A 19,502-nucleotide genomic window follows, 5' to 3' on the forward strand; every position below is an offset into this window, starting at 1 on the left:
CAGCTCCGCCACGAGCAGCAGCGCGACCAGCCACGCCACCAGGAACCCGATCGAGTACAGGAACCCGTCGTAGCCGTTCACCGCGATCGCACCGGCGATGCCGAGGAACGACGCCGCCGACAGGTAGTCACCCGCGATCGCGACCCCGTTCTGCGGCCCGGTGAACGACCGGCCCGCGGCGTAGTAGTCCGACGCGGTCCGGTTGCTGCGGCTCACCCGGAACACCACGACGAGCGTGACGAGCACGAACGCCGCGAAGACCGAGATGTTGAGGATCGGGCTGCCCAGCCTCTCGGACATCAGTGCCCCTCCAAGCGGGTTCGGATGGACTCCGCGACCGGGTCGAGCTTGGCGTCGGCGAACCGCACGTAGATCCCGGTGATCACGAACGTCGACGCGAACTGCAGCAGGCCGACGAGGATCCCGACGTTGATGTGGCCGAACACGGGGATCCCCATGACCTCCGGCGCGTAGGAGGCCATCAGCACGTAGCCCAGGTACCAGAGCATGAACGCCGCGCTCATCGGGAAGACGAACCGGCGCAGCCGGGACCGCAGCTCGGCGAACTCGGGGCTGGCCTGCACCCGTTCGTGGAGCGTCCGTTCGTCTCTCACCCGGCACCGTCCAAATCGGTTCTCGTCATGCCCTGCAGCCCGGTGCAACGACCGCGGGACGACCCGGTTCCGCGGCCGTCGGCCCGCATGATCGAATTCCGGGCACGGTGGGGAGCGCCGTTCCGATCCGGGCCGACCCGACCGGGTGAACGTAGAGCCACCACCGTGAGCCGCACCGCGCAGGATGCGCGGAACGGCCACTCGGAGTAAACGGGAATGCGGCACCTGCGCGTGATCTTCATTCTTTCGAGTGCATTTCGCCGCCCTGCCGAGGGACCCGGTGGTTCCCGGGTGTGACGGGGGTCGCCGCTACGCTCCGGCGCGATGGGGGGCACCAGGGAGGTCGTGCGCGCGGCGGCGCGACCGGTCGCGGTCACCGCGGCGACGGCCGCGTGGGTGCTCGGCGCCGTCGTCAACGACCTGTCCGGCTGGCCGTTCGCGCTCACGGCCGCGGCGGGCGCGGTGCTCACGGCGCTCGCCGTCGGCATCCCGCTGCGCGCCGAGCACGACGCGCAGGTGCGCGCCGTAGCGGCGGAGCAGGTCGCCGAGGAAGCGGCCGCGCGCATCCAGCTCGTGCTGAACGACGCCCTCGAGCCGCTGGCCTACCTCATCGGCCGCATCACCGACCGCAGGCGGCGGGTGATGGGCCGCGAGGCGATGGAGCTGCAGGGCCAGGCCAAGGCCGTGGTGCTCGCCGCTGCGGCCGAGGTGCTGGGCGCCGACCGGCTGCGCTCCTGCTTCTTCGAGTACGTCGACGACCGGCCCGCCCGGCTCGTCCCGGCCGGCTTCCAGGGGCGCGCCGAGCAGCCGCGCACCACGTTCGTGGAGGGCACCGAGCTCGGCGACTTCGCGCTGGGGATGCTCGCCCGCCGCGAGGACCTGTTCTGCGCCGACGTCCGCGCCAACCCCCTCCCCGGCTGGGAGCCCGGCGGGCACGCCTACCGCACCTTCATCGCGGTGCCGGTCGCCACCGAGGCCCGCCAGTTCGGCGTCCTCACCGTCGACGGGCTCGAGGTCGGCGACCTCACCGAGGACGACGTCGCCGCGGTCCGGGTGCTCGGCCGCCTGCTGGCGGTCGCCCTCGGCTCCTGAGCGCGGTTATCCTCGCGGCGTGGCGGATCCCAGGAACGGCGACGACGTGCAGCGCGCCCGGTTGGCCCGCCTGCTGAGCGACCCCGTCGGCTACTTCGCCGACGCCCGCCGCCACGCCCACGAGCAGGCGAAGCGGCTGCTCGAGGCCCGCCTGCACGAGCACCAGCCCTCCCCCGGCCGTCCGTGACCGCGCGCCCGCGCGGGCGCCGGTCGATCTCCACACTTCCTCCACATCACCGTCCTCTCCCCTCCACGACCGCTGCCTAGATTCGGCGCCGTGAACGGGGGGCGACGGGTGCTGGTGGTGGACGACGAGCCGACGATCGCGGCGTCGATCGCGGCGTCGATCGCGGCGCGGCTGCGGTCCGAGGGGTACGCGGTCGACGTCGCGCACGACGGACCGTCGGCGATGACCCGTTTCGAGGAGGGCGAGCCCGACCTCGTCGTGCTCGACATCATGTTGCCCGGCTTCGACGGGCTCGAGGTGTGCCGCCGCATCCAGGCGCGTCGCCCGATCCCGGTGCTCATGCTGACCGCCCGCGACACCGAGACCGACCTGCTCGTGGGCCTCGCCGTCGGCGCCGACGACTACCTGACCAAGCCGTTCTCGATCCGCGAGCTGGCCGCCCGGGTGGGGGTGCTGTTCCGGCGGGTCGACCGCGCCGCGGAGCAGCAGGCGCAGGACCGGATCGTGCTCGGCGACCTCGAGATCGATCAGGCCGAACGGCGGGTGCTGCGCGCGGGCGAGCCGGCCCACCTCACGCCCACCGAGTTCGACCTGCTCGTGCACCTGGCGCGGCGGCCCCGCGCGGTGCACCCGCGCGAGTCGCTGCTCGCGAACGTGTGGGGCTGGGCCGACGCCACGGGGACGCGCACCGTCGACAGCCACGTGAAGGCGCTGCGGCGCAAGCTGGGCGCCGACCTCATCCGCACCGTGCACGGCGTGGGCTACGCGCTCGAGGTGCCCCGGTGAACCGGCTGGCGGCGCTCGCCGACCTGCTGCCCCGCCCGCTCGACCCGCGGCGGGTTCTGGCAGCTGCTCGCGGTCACCCTCATGGCGCTGGGCATCGTGCTGCTCGCCTCCCGCCACGCGCCCACCCCGACCCCGGCCGACCGCGCGTGGAAGCGCGGTCTGCTCGCCGCGCTCGCCTGCCTCACGCTGGTGATCGTCGCGTCGGCGCTGCGCCGGATGTGGCTCTACCAGGAGGCCTACGGCTTCACCACGCTGCGGCTGGTCGTGCTGACCTGCGAGCTGTGGCTCGGCGCCTGCTTCGTGCTGGTGCTGGTGGCGGTGCTGCGCCTGCGGGCGCGGTCGCTGGTCAGGGAGATGGCGGCCGTCGGGGTCGCGGCCCTGCTCGCGCTCGCGGCCCTCGACCCCGACGACTTCGTCGCGAGGTCGAACGTCGAGCGGTTCGCGGCGACCGGCCGGATCGACACCGGATACCTGAGCGGTCTGTCGGCCGACGCGGCGCCCGCCCTCGCCCGGCTGCCCGAACCGCAGCGCTGCGCGGCGCTGTCGTCCATCGCCCGGAGGCTGGCCGCCCCGGAGGACGGCTGGCGCAGCTGGAACGCCGCGCGGGCCACCGCGCGCGAGGTGCTCGCCGACGTGCGCTGCTGAGCTCCTGCGGCGGCGGGCGGCCTGCGCGCTGCCGGTCCACGGGGCCGCGCAGGACGCCGGCGTGCTCGAGCCGGTCGCCCGCGCGTTCACCGCGCGCGGCGCCGCGGCGCCTGGTACGACCGCCACGGCACCGGCGCCACGCCCCGCGGGGACTGGCCTTTCGGCGGGGTCCGTCGCCGCGCCGACGACGCCGCGGGGATCGTCCGGGCGCTCGGCGGCCCGGTGCGGCTCATCCGCGTCGGCTCCGGCGGCGTGGTCGCCGTCGAGCCGACCGCGGCCCACCCCGAGCCCGACGTCGCTCGGCGTCGCCGCCTGGGAGCCGCCGGTCGACACCGCGCTGGAGGACGGCGCCGAGCTGCACGCCCGGATCCCCGCGCCGGTCGAGGCGCACCTCAGCGGCCGACCCGGCGGCCGGCGGGCACGTTCGCGGTGCTGCCGGACCGGATACCCGGCGGCCGGGCGGACCTGGTGCTCACCCGACGCCGCAGCCTGGATGCGCAACGCGGAAGCCGCGGTGCGCGACGACGGGCCGGTCATCACGCGGCACGCGTTCCCGCCCGGCTCGCTGCCCGGGCGCGGCCGACCACGAGGCCAACCTCTCGACGCCGGAGGCGCACGCCGCGCCCGACTGGAACCGATCAACGCTGCGGGGTGAACCGCGGGAGCTGTGGCACTAGGCTCGCTGTATACCGTGTTCACTGCTGAATGGGGAGCTCGATGACCGCCGTCCAGGAACCGACCACAGCGGTTCGCACGGTCAGCGTCACGATCGACGGCCGGGAGGTCACGGTCCCGGAGGGGACCACGATCTACGACGCTGCGAAGCAGATCGGCGTCGACATCCCGGTGCTGTGCCACAACGAGCGGTTCGATCCGGTCGGCGTGTGCCGGATGTGCGTGGTCGACACCGGCGGGCGGGCGTACGCCGCGGCCTGCGTGCGCCCCTGCGAGGACGGGATGCAGGTGCAGACCTCCACCCCCGAGGTGGAGCGCTCGCGCGCCGTGCTGACCGAGATGCTGATGTCGGACCAGCCCGCGCCGGAGCAGGACCGCAAGCACACCACCACCCGCGACAACGAGCTGTTCGAGCTCGCCGAACGCTACGGCGTCGGGCAGGACGCGCTGCCGCGCGGCTCGGGACGGGGCACCGACCTGTCCAACCCGGTGATCGCGGTCGACCACGACGCCTGCATCCTCTGCGACCGCTGCGTGCGGGCCTGCGACGACGTGCAGGGCAACGACGTGATCGGCCGGTCCGGGAAGGGCTACTCCACGCGGATCGCGTTCGACCTCAACGACCCGATGGGCTCCAGCACGTGCGTGACGTGCGGGGAGTGCGTGCAGGCCTGCCCCACCGGGGCGCTGACCAACAAGCCGATCCGCGGCATCCCGATCCGGCCCCGGCAGGAGCTGGAGCAGGTCGAGTCGGTGTGCCCGTACTGCGGCGTCGGGTGCGCGCTCACCTACCACGTCGACCGCGAGCGCAACGCGATCGCGTTCGCCGAGGGCCGCGACCAGCCGGGCTCCCAGAGCAGGCTGTGCGTGAAGGGCCGCTACGGCTGGGACTACGCGGCCTCGCCGCAGCGGCTCACGGTGCCGCTGATCCGCAAGGAGACCTCCTACCCGAAGGGCCCGCTGTCGGCCGACGTCCGCGGCGACCGCAACGGGCACGACGACCGGGGCCGCGGCACCCTCGCCGCGGGCGACCGCAGCGGCGGCGGCCGGAACGTCGACGGCAGGCCGGGCAAGGACCGGCCCCGCAAGCCGGGCGGGCTCGTCAACTACGACGAGGTCCTGCCGCACTTCCGGGAGGCCACCTGGGAGGAGGCGCTCGACCTCGTCGCGCGGCGGCTCAAGGAGATCCACGCCGAGGGCGGGCCGGGCGCGATCGCCGGGTTCGGGTCGGCGAAGTGCTCCAACGAGGAGGCCTACCTCTTCCAGAAGCTGATCCGCACCGGGTTCCGCACCAACAACGTCGACCACTGCACGCGGCTGTGCCACGCCTCCAGCGTGGCGGCGCTGTTCGAGGGCATCGGGTCGGGCGCGGTGTCCACCACCTACGGCGACGTGATGAACGCCGACGTCGCGATCATCACCGGCTCGAACCCGACGGCCAACCACCCGGTGGCGTCGTCGTTCTTCAAGCAGGCCCGCCGCCGCGGCACCAAGCTCATCTACGTGGACCCGCGCGCGTCCACGGTCGCCCAGCACGCCGACGTGCACGTCCAGCTCAAGCCGGGCACCGACGTCGCGTTCTACAACGCGGTGATGCACGAGGTGATCCGCAACGGGCACATCGACCGCGAGTTCATCGCCAACCGCACCACCAACTACGACGCGCTCGCGCGGACCGTCGCGGACTACCCGCCGGAGCGGGCCGCGCAGATCACCGGCGTCGACGCCGACACGATCCGCGAGGTCGCGCGGCTGTGGGGCGAGGCGAAGGCCGGCGTCATCTACTGGGGCATGGGGATCTCCCAGCACACCACCGGCACCGACAACGCCCGCTGCCTGATCGCCATGTGCGCGATCACCGGCAACGTCGGGCGGCCGGGCACCGGGCTGCACCCGCTGCGCGGGCAGAACAACGTGCAGGGCGCCTCCGACGCCGGGCTGATCCCGATGTTCTACCCCGACTACCAGGGCGTGGACCGCGAGGACACCCGGCAGCGGTTCGAGCAGGCGTGGGGGGTGCCGCTCGACCCGAAGCGGGGCCTCACCGTCACCGAGATCATCAAGTCGGCGCTGGAGCCGGGCGGCGTGCGCGCCATGTACATGCTGGGCGAGAACCCGTTCCTGTCCGACCCCAACATCAACAAGGTGCGCAAGGCGCTCTCGGCGCTGGACTTCCTCGTGGTGCAGGACATCTTCCTCACCGAGACCGCCGAGTTCGCCGACGTGATCCTGCCCGCCACCTCCTACCTGGAGAAGGACGGCACCTACACCAACACCGACCGGCGGGTGCAGCGCGGGCGCAAGGTCCTCGACCCGCCCGGGCAGGCCCGCCCGGACTGGGAGATCGTCCAGGACATCGCGCGGCGGATCGGGCTCGACTGGGACTACCGGGGCCCGAGCGAGGTGTTCGACGAGATGGTCGCGCTCATGCCGTCCTACGCGAACCTGAACTGGGACAACCTCGGCTCGTCGGGCAAGCTCTACCCGAACCCGGACCCGGAGCACTCCGACGGCACCGTCGTCATGTTCGACGAGCGGTTCAACACCGACGACGGGCTCGCCCACCTCGTGCCGGCCGAGTGGCTGCCGCCCAAGGAGCTGCCCGACGCCGAGTACCCGCTGGTGCTCAACACCGGCCGGCTGCTCGAACACTGGCACACCGGGTCGATGACGCGGCGCTCGTACGCGCTCGACACGATCGCACCGGTCGCCGAGGTGTACATGCACCCCAAGGACGCCGCCGACCGCGGGCTCGCCCACGGGCAGCGGGTGCGGGTGCGGTCCCGCCGCGGCACGATCGAGCTGCAGCTGCGCATCAGCCACCGCGAGCAGTTGGGCAACGTGTTCATCCCGTTCCACTTCCGGGAGGCGGCGGCCAACCTGCTGACCATCGACGAGATCGACCCGTACGGCAAGATCCCCGAGTTCAAGTTCTGCGCGGTCCAGGTCGAGGCGGTATGACCGGAGGCCCCCGGCTCGCCGGGCGGGAGTTCTTCGCGACGCGGACGGTCGGCGAGGCGCTGGCCGGCTTCCGGCCCGCCCGGCGCACCGCGGTGGAGGAGGTGCCGCTCGCCGAGGCGCTGCACCGGGTGCCCGGCGCCGCGGTGCCGGCGCCGGGGCCGCTGCCCGGCTTCGCCCGCTCCACCGTGGACGGCTACGCGGTGCGCGCCGCCGACACGTACGGCGCGTCCGAGGGCCTGCCCTCCTACCTGGATCTGCTGGGTGCGGTGCGGATGGGCGCGGCGCCCGAGGTGGCGGTGCGGCCCGGCGGGGCGGTCGCCATGCCCACGGGCGGCGTGCTGCCCGAGGGCGCCGACGCGGTGGTGATGGTCGAGCACACGGCCGAGACCATGCCCGGCACGATCGAGGTCACCCGGCCGGTCGCGCCGGGCAGCGGCGTCGTGCGCGCCGACGAGGACGTCGCCGTGGGCGCGCCGCTGGTGCCGGGCGGGCGGCCGCTGCGGGCCCCCGACCTGGGGATGCTCGCCGCGGGTGGCGTCACCAGGGTGGCGGTGCACGCCCGGCCGCGGGTGGTGGTGCTGTCCACCGGCGACGAGGTGGTGCCGCCGGAGACCGCCGCGCTCGGCCCGGGCCAGGTGCGCGACGCCACCGCCTCCGCGCTGGCCGGGCTGGTCCGCGACGCCGGGGGCGAGCCGGTGCTCGCCGGGATCGTCTCCGACGAGCCGGGCGCCCTCGAGGCCCGCCTGCGCGAGGTGCTGCCGGACGCCGACCTCGTCGTCGTGTCCGCGGGCTCCTCGGTCGGCGCCCGTGACGAGACGGCCGGCGCCGTGGCCGCGCTCGGCGACATCTGGTGCCACGGGCTTGCGATCAAACCCGGCAAGCCGACCCTGCTCGCCGAGTGCGCGGGCGTGCCCCTGATCGGGCTCCCCGGCAACCCGCTCTCGGCGCTGGTGGTGTTCCGCCTGGTCGGGGTGCCGCTGGTGTGGCGGCTCGCCGGGTGCGAGGCGCCGCCGCCGGAGCCGTCGACGCGGGCCCGCCTCGCCCGCGACCTGCCGTCCGCAGCGGGCCGGCTGGACGTGGTGCAGGTCGCGGTGCGCGACGGGCGGGCTGAGCCGATCTTCGGCCCCTCGGCGCTGCTGTCGGTGCTCACCCGCGCCGACGGCTGCATCGTGGTGCCGGAGCCGGCGACCGGCCTGGACGCGGGCACCGAGGTCGAGGTCACCCTCTACCGCTGAGGCCCCCTCCCCCGTTTCCGACGAACGGCCCGTTCGTCGGGATCAGGCCTGGTGGAACAGGCCCTTCGGGTCGAGTTCGGCTTCCAGCTCGGCGCGGCCGGGCGTCTCGATGGGCCAGTCCCGCGCGGCGCGGGAGCCGAAGCGGAAGTTGGGGGTGCGGCCCGCGGTCCACGGCGCCGCCGCCTCCATGAGCTCCCGGTGCAGCCGGCCGGGGAGGTCGGTGCCGTCGACCAGCGACAGCACCTGCAGCAGGTAGGGCGCGTCGCGGTGCGGCACGGCGTCGGGGACGGCGGGCTCGCGCGACAGCGCGCCGCCGAGGTGGCGCAGCCCCAGCACGCACATGACCGGCGCACCGGGCCCGGCGATGTCGAGCGCGGCGTCGAGCACCGCCGGGTCGAGCTCGCGCAGCAGCGCGTTCGTGCCGGTGTAGGGGTGCGGCCGGTCCGGCTCGCTGAAGATCGACGCCGCCTCGGTGTAGGGCAGCTCGCCCAGCTCCCCGGTCGTCGGCACGGCCGCGCGCAGCGGGGCCACCAGTCGTTCCCCCTCGTCCGCCGGGCCGGTCCAGGCGATCCGGACCTGCGCGAGGTACCGGCCGCGCAAGTGCTCGGGCAGCACCGGCAGGTCCGGGTAGCGCAGCGCCCCGATCGACGAGGTGAGCCCGTCGGGGAGGTCGGCCGTCCACTCCCGGTACGCGGCGAGCAGGGCGGGCACGTGCTCCTCGGCGACCGTCAGCGCCCCGCCGTAGAAGCGCCCGCCGGGGGCGAGCTCGATCTCCATGGCGGTCACGACGCCGAGGCCGTGCCCGGCGCCGCGCAGCACGCGGAACAGCTCCGGGTCGGAGTCGGCGGTGACGTGGCGCAGCCCGCCGTCTGCGGTGACGAGGTCGACGCTTTCGACCCGGTCGCTCGCCCAGCCGAGCTCCCTGGCCAGCACGCCGATGCCGCCGCCGAGCGTGTAGCCGACGACGCCGGCCTCGGGCGACGACCCGCTGGGCGGCACCAGCCCGTGCTCGGCCGCCGCCGCCACGACCCGCGCCCACCGGGTGCCCGCCTGCACCCTGGCCACGCGCCTGGCCGGGTCGATCCGGACGCCGTCCATCCGCCGGGTGGTGATCAGCACGCCGCCGGTGAGCGGCGCCGCGCGGCCGTGCCCGCTGGTCTCGACCGCGACCGGCAGCCCGTGGTCGGCGGCGTGGCGCACCGCGGCCACCACGTCGTCGGCGCTCGTCGCCGCGACGACGAGGTCCGGCCGGTGCGGGTGGTCGGTCTGGTAACCGGCGAGCTGCGCGTCGAACCCGTCGTCCCCGGGCCGCAGGACCGGCCCCTTCACGTTCTCGATCGCATCCATGCCCGCGACGCTACGGGCCGTTCCGGACAGGATCGGTCCGGAACCGATCAGGCGCGCTCCGACCCGCCGACCACCAGCCACTCGCAGCTCTCGACGAGCACGTCGACCGCCTTCCGCAGCTCCGGTCGCATCAGCGGGTTCGCCGCCCGGCGCCGCCAGTGGGCCAGCCGCTCGGCCGCCGCCTCTCGGATCTCCTCCCGCGACGCACCCGGCGGGAGCCCGAGCCGCGTCGCCGGCTCCGCTCCCGAGCAGCCGAGCAGCCGCAGGACGGCGGGGCGCTCCCCGTCCGGGAGGTCCACCTCGTCCGCCAGCACGGCGTCCACCACGTCGAGCTCGGCCAGCTCGTGGGTGCCGGACCGGATCCGGTCCAGCCGGTAGCGCAGGGCGTCGCCGCCCGCCGGTGGCGGCTCGTGCCCCACCAGGTCCTCGAGGGCCAGCAGGACGGCGCGGGCCGTGAGCGCCTCCGCCCGCCGCGACAGCCGCTCCGCCACGAGGTCGCGCACCCGGGGCACGCCGCTGCGCTCCACGAGCGCGGCAGCGAGCACCTCCCGGGTCGGCGCCCGCCCGGACCTGATCGCCGTGACGGCGTGCTCCACCACCGGGCGCTCGAACGGGAGGAGGCGCGCGTCCGGCGCCACCCGGGCCGGTGCGGTCGAGCCGCGGCCCGCGCCGAGGGCGCGGCCGGCGCCCGCGAGCGCGACGGGAGGGCCGGGCGGCTCCAGGGCTGCGGCGAACCCACCGTCGAGGCCGCCGTTCTCGGCGGCGTCCCGCAGCGCCTCGAACTGCGCGTCGGACATCCGCGCCCCGGCCAGGGCGAGCGCGGGCGCCGCGGGCACGACGACGTGGCACAGCCGCCGCACGTCCGGGTCGGCGGCGCACCCCGCCGCGAGCCGCTGGGCGTGCTCGTCGGCCGCCGCGTCCACGAGCAACACCCCGATCGCGTGGGCGGGGCGGCGCCACGGGGAGCCGAAGGGCCGCTCGGGCAGGTGCACGTGACCGGTGGGGTCGCGCCGCATCGGCACGACGAACGCGTCGGCGTCCAGCGCCGTCTCGTCCAGCGCCGTCTCGTCCAGCGCAGTCTCGACCAGCGCCGTCTCGACCAGCGCCGTCTCGTTCGGGGCCGTCTCGTCCGGGGGACCGTTCGGGCCGGCCGCCGCGAGCGCCGACACCAGCGCCGCCGCCCCGTCGCCCGGCACCCCGATCCGCGGCGGCGCGTCGAGGCGCTCGCCCAGCGCACGCACGGCGTCGGCGCGCGCGGTGCCGCGGTAGTGCTCCAGCGCCTCCTGGACGGCGTCGCGCACCTGGTCGGCGAGGGGGCGGAGCACCTCCGCCGCGTCGTCGCGGGCGGGCGGCCGGGCGGCGGTCGCCGGGGCGGCGGGCTCCGCTCCGGCCGGCTGCGGGAGGGGGACGGAGCCCTCCACCGTGGTGCCCTGCCCGGGTGCGGAGCGGACGTCGATCCGGCCCCCGACCGTGGTGATCCGCGTGGTGACGTTGCGCAGGCCCCGGCCCGGCGAGCCGGCCGTGCTGCCGGCGTCCCAGCCCGGGCCGTCGTCCTCCACGGCGAAGTGCAGTCGGCCGCCCGCGACCCGCACGCGTACCGCGATCGAGGCCCCCTGCGCGTGCTTGCGCGCGTTGTTCACGGCCTCGAGGCAGCAGAAGTACACCGCCGACTCGACGTCCTGCGGGAGCCCGATGTGCCCGTCCATCCCGCTCGCGTCGACCCGTACCGGCGGCTCGCCGGACGCCAGCTCCTTCTCCAGCGCGGGCACGAGCCCCCGCTCGGCCAGAAGCGGCGACGACACGCCCATCGCGGTCTCCGCGAGCACCGACTCGGCCACGTCGATCTGGCCGCTGACCTGCTCGAGCCGCTCCCGCGCCTGGTCGTACCGGCCCGTGGCCACCTGGTGTTCCACCAGGCCGAGCACGAGCCGCAGCGACACGAAGTGGTGCTGCGCGCCGTCGTGCAGGTCGCGCTCGATGCGGCGCCGCTCCCGGTCCATCTCGGCGACGACGGCGCGCCGCGACGCGGCGATCTCGTTCGCGTGCGCGAGCGCGGCCCGGAGTTGCCGTTCCAGCTCGATGCCGTAGCGGCTGGCCTGCAGCACGGCTCCGAGGCTGTCGGCGACGTCCTCCAACAGGTGCCGGCGCTGCTGCTGGAGGCCGGCCACCGCGCCGTAGTCCACCGCGAGCGTGCCGATCGCCTCCGACCCGTGGCGCACGACCACCTGCACGAGCTCGCCCGTGTCGCGCTCGCCGCCCGCGGTCCAGGTGTAGCTGCGGTCGCGCAGACCGGGCCGGGTGACCGTCAGCCGGCAGGTGGTGGCGCCGAGCCCGCGCCCGACGACCTCGGCCACGCGTGCCAGGTCCGGCGCGTCGGTCGCGGTGACGCGGGAGAACGCCGTGATCCCGGCGAGCACGCTGTACGGCGTGGGCCGGGAGCCGAAGAGGAGCTGGTCGGTCCAGCGCTCGGCCGACACGTAGGCGGGGCGCAGCGTCACGGCGGCGAGGGCGGTCGCGAGCACCGCGGGCAGCAGCCCGGCCTCCTCGCCCGCGAGGGTCGCCGTGCTGGTGCGCACGAGGCAGTAGCCGCCACCGACCAGCACCGCCGTGAGCCCCGCCGCGAGCCCGCGGCTGAACAGCCGCTCCGCGTTCCACAGGCCGCCGCGGCGGGTCGCGACGAACACCGCGCCCGCGATCGAGATCCCCGCCAGCCGGGCGAACCAGAACAGCAGCGCGGTCGGCTCGCCGCTCGTCTGATCGGTCGGGTCCACGAGCAGCAGCAGGCTGCTCCACCCCGTCGCCAGCATCAGCAGGGTGATCGCCGCGAGGGCGATCGCGATGGCGGACGCGACCGCGACCACGCTGAACAGCAGCCGCGCCTGGGTGCGGGCGGTCGCCGTCGGCGCCTGCCTGATCTGGCTCGGCAGGACCAGCACGCCGACGACCGGCCCGAGGTAGCCGAAGAACAGCACGCAGGTCACGATCGGCGCGAGCAACGCGCTGGCGAACCCGGCCAGCAGCAGCACGCCCGCGCCGGCGAGCACGACCGGGATGCGGTCCGCCCGGGCCGTGCGGGGCGTCCGCGCGGGCGGGAAGCCCAGCAGGGCGAGGACGAAGGCCGCGATCGCGATCCCCGGCAGCAGCACGGAGTGGAGCGGGCCGACCGGCACGCCCGTGACCGCGTCGACGACCATGACGACGGCCATCGCCTGCACGTTGAACGCCCCCGCCGCCGCGACCATCGCGAGCAGCAGCAGCCGGGTGCACCAGCTCCGGTCCCGCCCGGCGATCAGCGCGCCCGCGGCGACGAGCGAGAGCAGGCTGAGGCCGTAGTCGAGGGCGCCCTGCACGCCGAGCCAGCCGACCGCCGAGTCGTGGACCGCCATCCACCCGACGGCGCCGACGACGAGCGCCACCAGCGACAGCGCGGCGCACGTGAGCAGCAGCACCCAGTAGGCGGTGGTGGCGAGGACGCCGCTTCGGCCCCTCGCGCCGCCGGCGGCGGTCGTCACGGGACCCTCAGCTCCGCGCCGACGCTGCTGTCGACGATCGGCTCGAGCCGGTCGGGCAGCCGGACGCGCAGCTCGACGGACCCCCCGACCGACCCGGGCGCGGACCCCCCGGTGATCGCGAGGTCGCCGCCGAGCGCCGCGAGCCGCTCGGCCTCGTCGGCGAGGGCGGCGCGCAGGTCGTCCGGGCTCATCGCCGCGGCCGGGTCCTCGACCCGCACCTCGACCCGGCCGTCGGCCCGTTCGAGGTCGACGAGCAGCTCATCATCGCCCGGTGCGCCCGCGAGCGCGCCCAGCCCCGAGGCGACGACGTAGTACACGCCGGACTCGATCTCGTAGTCGAGGCGGCCGCCGAGGTCGCCGGTCAGCCGGACCGGCCGGGGCAGGTCGGTCGCGACCTCGTCGAGGGCGGCGGCGGGCCCCTGGTCGCGCAGCACCGCGGGGAACACGCCCCGGGCGATCAGCCGGAACCGGTCGAGGAGCTCGTCGAGGGCGACCCGCGCCTGCGTCAGCGCCCGCTGCGCCGCCTCGGCATCGACCTCGGTCGGGTCGACCGGGGCGGCGTCCCCGGGCCGGTGGCCGAGCTCCGCGCCCGCGGCCGCGACGTCGGCGCGCAGGGCCGCCAGCCGGACGCTCGTCGCGTTGCCCAGCTCCGCGACGAGGCGTCTGCGCTCCACCTCGCGGGCGCGGGAGAGGCGTTGCCGCGACGCGTGCAGCTCGCGGGCGAGGTCGTCGGCGCGGCGCACCCGCTCCGCGAGCTCGGCGTTGAGCGCCACGCCGCGCAGCAGCAGCGCGGCGCCGTTGGCCACGTCGCGGACGAGCTCCTGGTCGCCGGGCGTGATGGGGGCGCCGGGCTTGCTGATCGTGAGCGCCGCGCGCAGGACCGTGCCGTCCAGCACGGGGACGGCGTGGTCGACGTCCGGCCGGGCGAGCAGCACCGCCAGGTTCTCCACGGTGTCGGTCCGGCCGCCGGGTGCCGGTGCCGGGTGCTCGGCCGCCGCGACCAGCTTGTCGCCGACCACGAGCCACACGACCGCCTTGGTGGCGCCGGTCCCGTCGGCGATCACCTGCGCGAGCCCGGGCAACGCCTCCTCGAGCGCCCCCTCCCGGACGCGCGCCGCGGCCGCCGCGAGCGACGAGTACGGCGTGACCTCGCGGTGGTGGGTGATCCGCTCCACGACGCGGTCGATCCGGGGCTGAACGGCGCCGAGCCCGATCGCGGCCAGCACCACGGCCACGAACGGGATCAGGATCTCGAGCGGACCGTGGCCGAGCAACCGACCCGACCAGTCGACCATCACGACGAGCACGACTGCGACGCCGCAGGCGACCAGCGATGCCCGCAGCGACCGCGCCACGATCGTCCGTTTCATCGTGTGTCCGATCCGCGCCCGGTCGGGATCCGGTTGCGCCACGCTATTCGAGGTGGCGGCACCGGCCAATCGGGCGGACGGGCGAGGGACGCTCGCGCCTGCCATCTGCGCGGATCAGTCGCCGTCGCGCTGCGACCGCAGGTAGGTGAGCACCGCGAGCACCCTCCGGTGGTGCTCCGTGGCGTCGGCGTGCAGGTTCAGCTTCCCGAAGATGCTGGCGATGTGCTTCTCGACCGCCTTCGGCGTGACGAACAGCTGCGCCGCGATGCCGTTGTTCGACCGACCCTCGGCCATGAGGCGCAGCACGTCCAGCTCGCGTTCCGAGAGCGTGGAGATGACGCCCTTGCGCTCCCCGCGCGGCCGCTCCACCAGGCGCCGGGCGAGCACCGGCTCGATGACGATCTCCCCGCCGCTGATCCGCGTGAGCGTGTCGGAGAGGACCTCGACGCTGCCGATCTTCTCCTTGAGGCGGTACCCGACGGCCTCCGTCCCGATCTGGAGGATGCGCATCAGGTAGTGCGACTCGGCGTAGTGGGACAGGAAGAGCAGCCCCATCCCGGGGTGCGCGGCGCGCAGGCGTTCCGCGGTCACGAGGCCGCCGTCCGGCTCGGGCGGCATGCGGATGTCGAGGATCGCGATGTCCGCCGGTTGCTTCACCAGCAGCTCGACGAGGGAGTCGCCGTCGGCGGTGCAGCCGACGACCTCGTGCCCGGCCGCCTCGAGGAGCATGACCAGGCCCTCGCGGAACAGGGCTCCGTCCTCTGCAAGCGCTACTCGCATGGGATCCTCATCGTGATCGTCGCGGCGTTCGGCCCGCTCACCACGTCGATCGCGCCGTCCAGGCGCCGGACGGCGCCCAGCATCGCGTCGGCGTGCCGCGCCTCGGCGCCGATCACGTCCACGGCGAGGACGTGGTCCTCTCGCCGCACGACGACGTCGAGGCGCGCCGAGCCCGCCGGCACGGCTTGCAGGAAGCCGACCACGGCGAAGTAGGCGGCCCCCTCGGCGGCGGGTCCGAAACGGTCTTCTCCGGCATCCACCCGCACCGGCAGGTCCATCGCGTCGGCCGCCTCGCGCAGGGCGGGCCCGAGGCCGGCCTCGTCGAGCAGCGGGGGGTAGATCTTGGACGACACGTCGCGCAGCTCCTGGAGCACGGCGTGCAGCTCGTCCTGGAAGTCGTCGATGTAGGTCTGCAGGTCGCATCCGGCCTCGGCGGCCCGCTGGCGCAACAGCCCGAGCTGCAGGGTGAGCGCGGAGATCCGCAGCGCCGCGCCGTCGTGCAGCTGCCGTTCGAGGCTGCGCCGCAGCCGCCACTGCTCGCGCTCGGCGCGCAGCCGGGCGTCCTCCGACGGAGGGGAGAGCCGGGTGGCGGGTTCGGCGGTGACCGGGGTGGACGGTCCGGGGGCTGCGCCCTGCTCGGAGGCGCTGCGGGGAGCGTCGCCGGCGCGCTGCGCTGGCTCGAGCATCATGCCGTCATCGTGCGGGCACGGCACGTATCAGGGAATGGGGTCCGCCCCACCTCGGGTAGGGCTGGCCCCCTTGTTCGCCCGGGATCCGGCCAGAACGGTAATGGGGGACCCCGCGCGGGCGACGGGGCGGCAACGAGACCGTTCCCTGGGAGGAGACGTGGGCTACCACCTCGGCGTGGACCTCGGGACGACGTTCGTCGCGGCCGCGCTCGCCACCGACACCGGAGTCGAGATGGTCACGCTCGGCGACCGGTCGGTCGTCACGCCTGCCGTCGTCTACCTCCGCGAGGACGGCGCGCTCGTCTGCGGCGACGCGGCCGCCCGCCGGGCCGTGAGCAACCCGGACCGGATCGGGCGGGAGTTCAAGCGCCGCCTCGGGGACCCGACACCGGTGATGCTCGGCGGTACCCCGTACGCGGTCCCGGTGCTGCTCGGCACGCTGCTGCACGAGGTCCTCACCCGGGTCACCGAGACCGAGGGCGCCAAGCCGGACAGCGTGGTGCTCACCCACCCGGCCAACTGGGGGCCGTTCCGGCGCGAGCTGTTCGACGAGGTCCCGCACATCGCGGGGCTCACCGCCACCCGGATGGTCACCGAGCCCGAGGCCGCGGCGGCGCACTACGCCGCCTCGCGGCAGCTGTCCGACGGCGAGATCATCGCCGTGTACGACCTGGGCGGCGGCACGTTCGACGCCACCGTGCTGCGCAAGGAGCCCGGCGGCATCGAGATCCTCGGCGTCCCCGAGGGGATCGAGCGGCTCGGCGGCGTCGACTTCGACGAGTCGATCCTCTCCCACGTCAACTACGTGGCCGGGGGCGCGCTCTCCGAGCTGGACATGAGCGACCCGCAGACCGCCGTCGCGCTCGCCCGGCTCAACCAGGACTGCGTGCTGGCCAAGGAAGCGCTCTCGATCGACACCGAGACGACGATCCCGGTGTTCCTGCCCAACCGCCACTTCGACGTCCGGCTGACGCGCAGCGAGTTCGAGGACATGATCCGGGCCCCGATCGAGTCGACGATCGGCACCCTCGTCCGCACGCTGCGCTCGGCCCAGGTCGACCCGAGCCAGCTGTCCGCCGTGCTGCTCGTCGGCGGCTCCTCGCGGATCCCCCTCGTCTCGCGGATGATCTCCGAGGAGCTGGGCCGCCCGACGGTGGTCGACGCCCACCCCAAGTACGCGGTCGCGCTCGGCGCCGCCACCCTCGCGCGGGCCGGCGCGGGCACCCCGCTCGGCGAAGGGACCGGTGGGGTGCAGGCCGCCGTGGTCGGCGAGCTCCCGAAGCCCACCCCGCCCGCCCCGGCGGCGGGCGCACCCCCGGTCGCGCCGCTCGCCGACGCCGGCGGGCCCGCACCCGCGCCGCCCGTGCCGACCCCCGTCGTCCCGTCCCCGGTGACCCCGACCCGGGGGACGCCGTCTCCGGTGACGCCGACGCCCGGGGCGCAGCAAGGCCCTCCTCCAGCGGCCCCGGGGTTCGCCCCGCAGCGGCCGGCCACCCGGGGGATGCCGCAGGGGCCATCCGACTCCGGGCCGCCCACCGGCCCGCCCGCACCTCCCGTCCTCGGCGGCGGCCGCGGCGGCCGCAACCGCGTCCTGCTGGTCGTGGCCGCGGTGGTCGCCCTGCTCGCCGTGGTCGGCGGGGTCGGCTACGTGGCCTTCGACCAGCTCCGGTCGGGCGGTCAGGAGCCCGCGGCGCAGGTGGTGCCCCCGCCAGCCGAGGCCGAGCCGCCGGCCGAGGCGGCGCCGACCGCGGTCGTCCCGTCGGCGAGCGTGCCGGTGCCGTCCCTCGGCCAGACGGTGGACGTCGGGCCCACCTCGGGCTTCGTGGTCGTCTCGCCGAACGGGCGGCAGGCCTACGTCGCGAACCGGACCGCAGGCGTCGTCACGGTCGTCGACACCGCGGTCAACCGGGTCACAGCCACGATCCCGGTGGAGGCCGGTCCCCCGCAGTTCCTGGCCTTCTCCCCCGACGGCCGGACGATCTACGTGAGCATCTGGAACGAGGAGCGCACGATCGCCGCCGTCGGCGTGCTCGACACCACCAGCAACTCGATAATCGCCACGATCCCCGTCCGCACCCGGCCGTACCTCGCCGCGGTCACCCGCGACGGGACGTCGCTGTACGTGCCCAACCACGACTCGGGCACCGTCTCCGTCATCGACACCGCGACCAACACCGTGACGACCGAGATCAAGGTGCCGCCCAACCCGCACTGGATCGAGTTCTCCCAGGACGGCACGCGCGCCTACATCGCCAACCACGAGTCGAACCTGGTATCGGTGCTCGACACGTCGAACAACACCGTGGTCGCCGAGGTACCCGTGGACACCAGCCCGCACAGCGTGGCGGTGCACCCGACGCGGCCGCTCGTGGCGAACGTCAACTACGACTCCAGCACCGTCACGATGATCGACACGGGCACCGAGCAGGTCATCGCCCGGATCCCGGTGGGGCGCAACCCCCAGGACGTCACCTGGGCGCCGGACGGCCGGTTCGCCTACACCGCCAACGTCGAGGACGACTCGGTCTCGGTGATCAGCGTCGACACGATGACGGTGACGGCGACCATCCCGACCGGCCGTTCGCCCACGTCGGTCGCCGTGACCCCGGACGGCACCACCGGCTACGTCTCCAACCTCCAGGACGGCACGCTCACGCTGCTGAACCTCGCCGGCTGACGAGGGGGTGAACCCCACCCGGAAATCGGGGGGTGCGCACCCTGCCCTGGTGGGGTCGGCGTCATGTACCGGCGAATCCGCCGGGAGCATCCTTCTTCCTGTCACCGCAAGGACGCGGACCGGAAGGAGAACGACGATGAGCACCACCGCCGCACCCCTCAGCAATCGCGATCGTGCTGTTCTCCGAGCCGTCGCCGCCGGCCGGTGCCGGATTTCCCCGATCGGCGACGAGCTGGTCGTCGACGGAATGCACTTCGCCGACCCGTTCGCCGGTCACCGCCTCGCCGCGGCCGGGCTGATCGCCGCGACGACGGACACCGGGCACGCGCTCCTCACCGCCTCCGGGCGCGAGCTGATCGGGGCCGCGTCATGACCGCCGCAACCGCCCGCCCCGCGCTCACCCGGCACGACCGGTGCGACCGCTGCAACGCCGCTGCGCAGGTCAGGGCGCTGCTGCCGAGCGGAGGCGAGCTCCTGTTCTGCGGCCACCACGCCCGCGCGCACGCCCCGCGGCTGCGCGAGATCGGCGCGGACCTGAGCCGGTGAACCACCCTCCTCGCGAGCCCGGTCGTCTCCCGCGCGACCGGGCTCGCCGCATGTCCGACGCTTCTCCGACCGGGGGTCCTCCCCACCGCGATGCGGGTGACGACTCCCCGCGACGTGGGGCCTGCTCGCTGTTTTCCGGGTTCGCCGACCGTCATTCTTGACGTGGGTCGCAGAAGTGGGGAGAACACCCCGCCGACCCGATTCCAGAAAGGTGGACGGAATGTCGGACGAGTACTGCGAGGAAGAGCACGAGGACGTCGGCTGGGAGGAGCACGACGCCGCCGAGGACGACGCGGACCTCGAGGAGGTCGACTACTCGGAGGAGGATGAGGACGACGACTGCGAGGACTACGAGTACGCCTGACCTCGCCCCGACCCGGAATCGA

At 74.8% G+C, this 19,502-nt stretch carries 16 protein-coding genes and 1 pseudogene; 10 read left to right on the forward strand and 7 right to left on the reverse strand.

Annotated features, from left to right (window positions below; translation table 11 throughout):
• Both VKZ81_RS27785 and VKZ81_RS27790 read right to left on the reverse strand, forming a co-directional pair.
• A partial coding sequence (locus VKZ81_RS27785) for a sodium:solute symporter family transporter (protein WP_414709490.1) occupies window positions 1–300 on the reverse strand: 300 nt, incomplete at its 3' end.
• Entirely contained in the window at window positions 300–614 is a 315-nt protein-coding gene (locus VKZ81_RS27790; RefSeq protein ID WP_324244667.1) for a DUF485 domain-containing protein, read from the reverse strand. The genes VKZ81_RS27785 and VKZ81_RS27790, both read right to left, overlap by 1 nt.
• Window positions 615–938: 324 nt before the next feature.
• Between VKZ81_RS27790 and VKZ81_RS27795 the strand changes: the two genes are divergently transcribed.
• The 6 genes and pseudogenes from VKZ81_RS27795 to VKZ81_RS27820 all read left to right on the forward strand — a co-directional run bounded on the left by VKZ81_RS27795 (window position 939) and on the right by VKZ81_RS27820 (window position 8,195).
• On the forward strand, window positions 939–1,706 hold the full coding sequence (locus VKZ81_RS27795; RefSeq protein ID WP_324244668.1) for a GAF domain-containing protein: 768 nt from the start codon (window positions 939–941) through the stop codon (window positions 1,704–1,706).
• 19 nt (window positions 1,707–1,725) lie between these two features.
• Complete coding sequence (locus VKZ81_RS27800; protein WP_324244669.1) at window positions 1,726–1,893, forward strand: hypothetical protein; 168 nt, start codon at window positions 1,726–1,728, stop codon at window positions 1,891–1,893.
• A 108-nt stretch (window positions 1,894–2,001) separates the two neighbouring features.
• Window positions 2,002–2,679: a response regulator transcription factor gene (locus VKZ81_RS27805; RefSeq protein WP_324244740.1), complete on the forward strand. Its 678-nt coding sequence runs from the start codon at window positions 2,002–2,004 to the stop codon at window positions 2,677–2,679.
• A gap of 51 nt (window positions 2,680–2,730) precedes the next feature.
• A pseudogene (locus VKZ81_RS27810) lies at window positions 2,731–3,324 on the forward strand (DUF4153 domain-containing protein); the annotation flags it as partial.
• Window positions 3,325–4,041: 717 nt separating this feature from the next.
• Window positions 4,042–6,960, forward strand: coding sequence for a formate dehydrogenase subunit alpha (gene fdhF, locus VKZ81_RS27815; RefSeq protein ID WP_324244670.1), 2,919 nt, complete (start codon window positions 4,042–4,044; stop codon window positions 6,958–6,960).
• Window positions 6,957–8,195 carry a molybdenum cofactor synthesis domain-containing protein gene (locus VKZ81_RS27820; protein WP_324244671.1) on the forward strand — a complete coding sequence of 413 codons (1,239 nt, stop codon included), beginning with the start codon at window positions 6,957–6,959 and terminating at the stop codon, window positions 8,193–8,195. The genes fdhF and VKZ81_RS27820 overlap by 4 nt, the downstream gene beginning before the upstream one ends.
• Before the next feature lie 42 nt (window positions 8,196–8,237).
• Here VKZ81_RS27820 and VKZ81_RS27825 read toward each other — a convergent pair whose 3' ends face one another.
• The 5 genes from VKZ81_RS27825 to VKZ81_RS27845 all read right to left on the reverse strand — a co-directional run bounded on the left by VKZ81_RS27825 (window position 8,238) and on the right by VKZ81_RS27845 (window position 15,893).
• Window positions 8,238–9,542 (reverse strand): FAD-binding oxidoreductase, encoded by a 1,305-nt coding sequence (locus VKZ81_RS27825; RefSeq protein ID WP_324244672.1) that lies wholly within the window; start codon window positions 9,540–9,542, stop codon window positions 8,238–8,240.
• Window positions 9,543–9,589: 47 nt separating this feature from the next.
• Window positions 9,590–13,054 (reverse strand): ATP-binding protein, encoded by a 3,465-nt coding sequence (locus VKZ81_RS27830; protein WP_324244673.1) that lies wholly within the window; start codon window positions 13,052–13,054, stop codon window positions 9,590–9,592.
• A complete protein-coding gene (locus VKZ81_RS27835) occupies window positions 13,051–14,424 on the reverse strand; it encodes a sensor histidine kinase (RefSeq protein WP_324244674.1) in 1,374 nt (457 codons plus the stop codon). Before VKZ81_RS27835 ends, VKZ81_RS27830 begins: the two co-directional genes overlap by 4 nt.
• Window positions 14,425–14,538: 114 nt before the next feature.
• Window positions 14,539–15,204, reverse strand: coding sequence for a response regulator transcription factor (locus VKZ81_RS27840; RefSeq protein ID WP_324244675.1), 666 nt, complete (start codon window positions 15,202–15,204; stop codon window positions 14,539–14,541).
• Window positions 15,195–15,893: a sensor histidine kinase gene (locus VKZ81_RS27845; RefSeq protein WP_324244676.1), complete on the reverse strand. Its 699-nt coding sequence runs from the start codon at window positions 15,891–15,893 to the stop codon at window positions 15,195–15,197. Before VKZ81_RS27845 ends, VKZ81_RS27840 begins: the two co-directional genes overlap by 10 nt.
• Before the next feature lie 157 nt (window positions 15,894–16,050).
• Between VKZ81_RS27845 and VKZ81_RS27850 the strand changes: the two genes are divergently transcribed.
• The 4 genes from VKZ81_RS27850 to VKZ81_RS27865 all read left to right on the forward strand — a co-directional run bounded on the left by VKZ81_RS27850 (window position 16,051) and on the right by VKZ81_RS27865 (window position 19,480).
• Window positions 16,051–18,570, forward strand: a complete 2,520-nt coding sequence (locus tag VKZ81_RS27850) for an Hsp70 family protein (RefSeq protein WP_324244677.1) — start codon at window positions 16,051–16,053, stop codon at window positions 18,568–18,570.
• A 136-nt stretch (window positions 18,571–18,706) separates the two neighbouring features.
• Complete coding sequence (locus VKZ81_RS27855) at window positions 18,707–18,943, forward strand: hypothetical protein (protein WP_324244678.1); 237 nt, start codon at window positions 18,707–18,709, stop codon at window positions 18,941–18,943.
• Entirely contained in the window at window positions 18,940–19,116 is a 177-nt protein-coding gene (locus VKZ81_RS27860; protein ID WP_324244679.1) for a DUF7455 domain-containing protein, read from the forward strand. The genes VKZ81_RS27855 and VKZ81_RS27860 overlap by 4 nt, the downstream gene beginning before the upstream one ends.
• A gap of 220 nt (window positions 19,117–19,336) precedes the next feature.
• Window positions 19,337–19,480 carry a hypothetical protein gene (locus tag VKZ81_RS27865; protein WP_324244680.1) on the forward strand — a complete coding sequence of 48 codons (144 nt, stop codon included), beginning with the start codon at window positions 19,337–19,339 and terminating at the stop codon, window positions 19,478–19,480.
• The last annotated feature ends 22 nt before the right edge of the window (window positions 19,481–19,502 follow it).

The sequence above is a fragment of the Pseudonocardia sp. genome, assembly GCF_035305885.1.
In the GTDB taxonomy this organism is placed as follows: domain Bacteria; phylum Actinomycetota; class Actinomycetes; order Mycobacteriales; family Pseudonocardiaceae; genus Pseudonocardia.

Bases quoted from the DNA above. Each gene is read 5' to 3' on its own strand.
- VKZ81_RS27795 (WP_324244668.1), top strand. From the start codon at position 939: ATGGGGGGCACCAGGGAGGTCGTGCGCGCGGCGGCGCGACCGGTCGCG.
- fdhF (WP_324244670.1), top strand. From the start codon at position 4,042: ATGACCGCCGTCCAGGAACCGACCACAGCGGTTCGCACGGTCAGCGTC.
- VKZ81_RS27820 (WP_324244671.1), top strand. From the start codon at position 6,957: ATGACCGGAGGCCCCCGGCTCGCCGGGCGGGAGTTCTTCGCGACGCGG.
- VKZ81_RS27825 (WP_324244672.1), bottom strand. From the start codon at position 9,542: ATGGATGCGATCGAGAACGTGAAGGGGCCGGTCCTGCGGCCCGGGGAC.
- VKZ81_RS27835 (WP_324244674.1), bottom strand. From the start codon at position 14,424: ATGAAACGGACGATCGTGGCGCGGTCGCTGCGGGCATCGCTGGTCGCC.
- VKZ81_RS27840 (WP_324244675.1), bottom strand. From the start codon at position 15,204: ATGCGAGTAGCGCTTGCAGAGGACGGAGCCCTGTTCCGCGAGGGCCTG.
- VKZ81_RS27845 (WP_324244676.1), bottom strand. From the start codon at position 15,893: ATGATGCTCGAGCCAGCGCAGCGCGCCGGCGACGCTCCCCGCAGCGCC.
- VKZ81_RS27855 (WP_324244678.1), top strand. From the start codon at position 18,707: ATGAGCACCACCGCCGCACCCCTCAGCAATCGCGATCGTGCTGTTCTC.
- VKZ81_RS27860 (WP_324244679.1), top strand. From the start codon at position 18,940: ATGACCGCCGCAACCGCCCGCCCCGCGCTCACCCGGCACGACCGGTGC.
- VKZ81_RS27865 (WP_324244680.1), top strand. From the start codon at position 19,337: ATGTCGGACGAGTACTGCGAGGAAGAGCACGAGGACGTCGGCTGGGAG.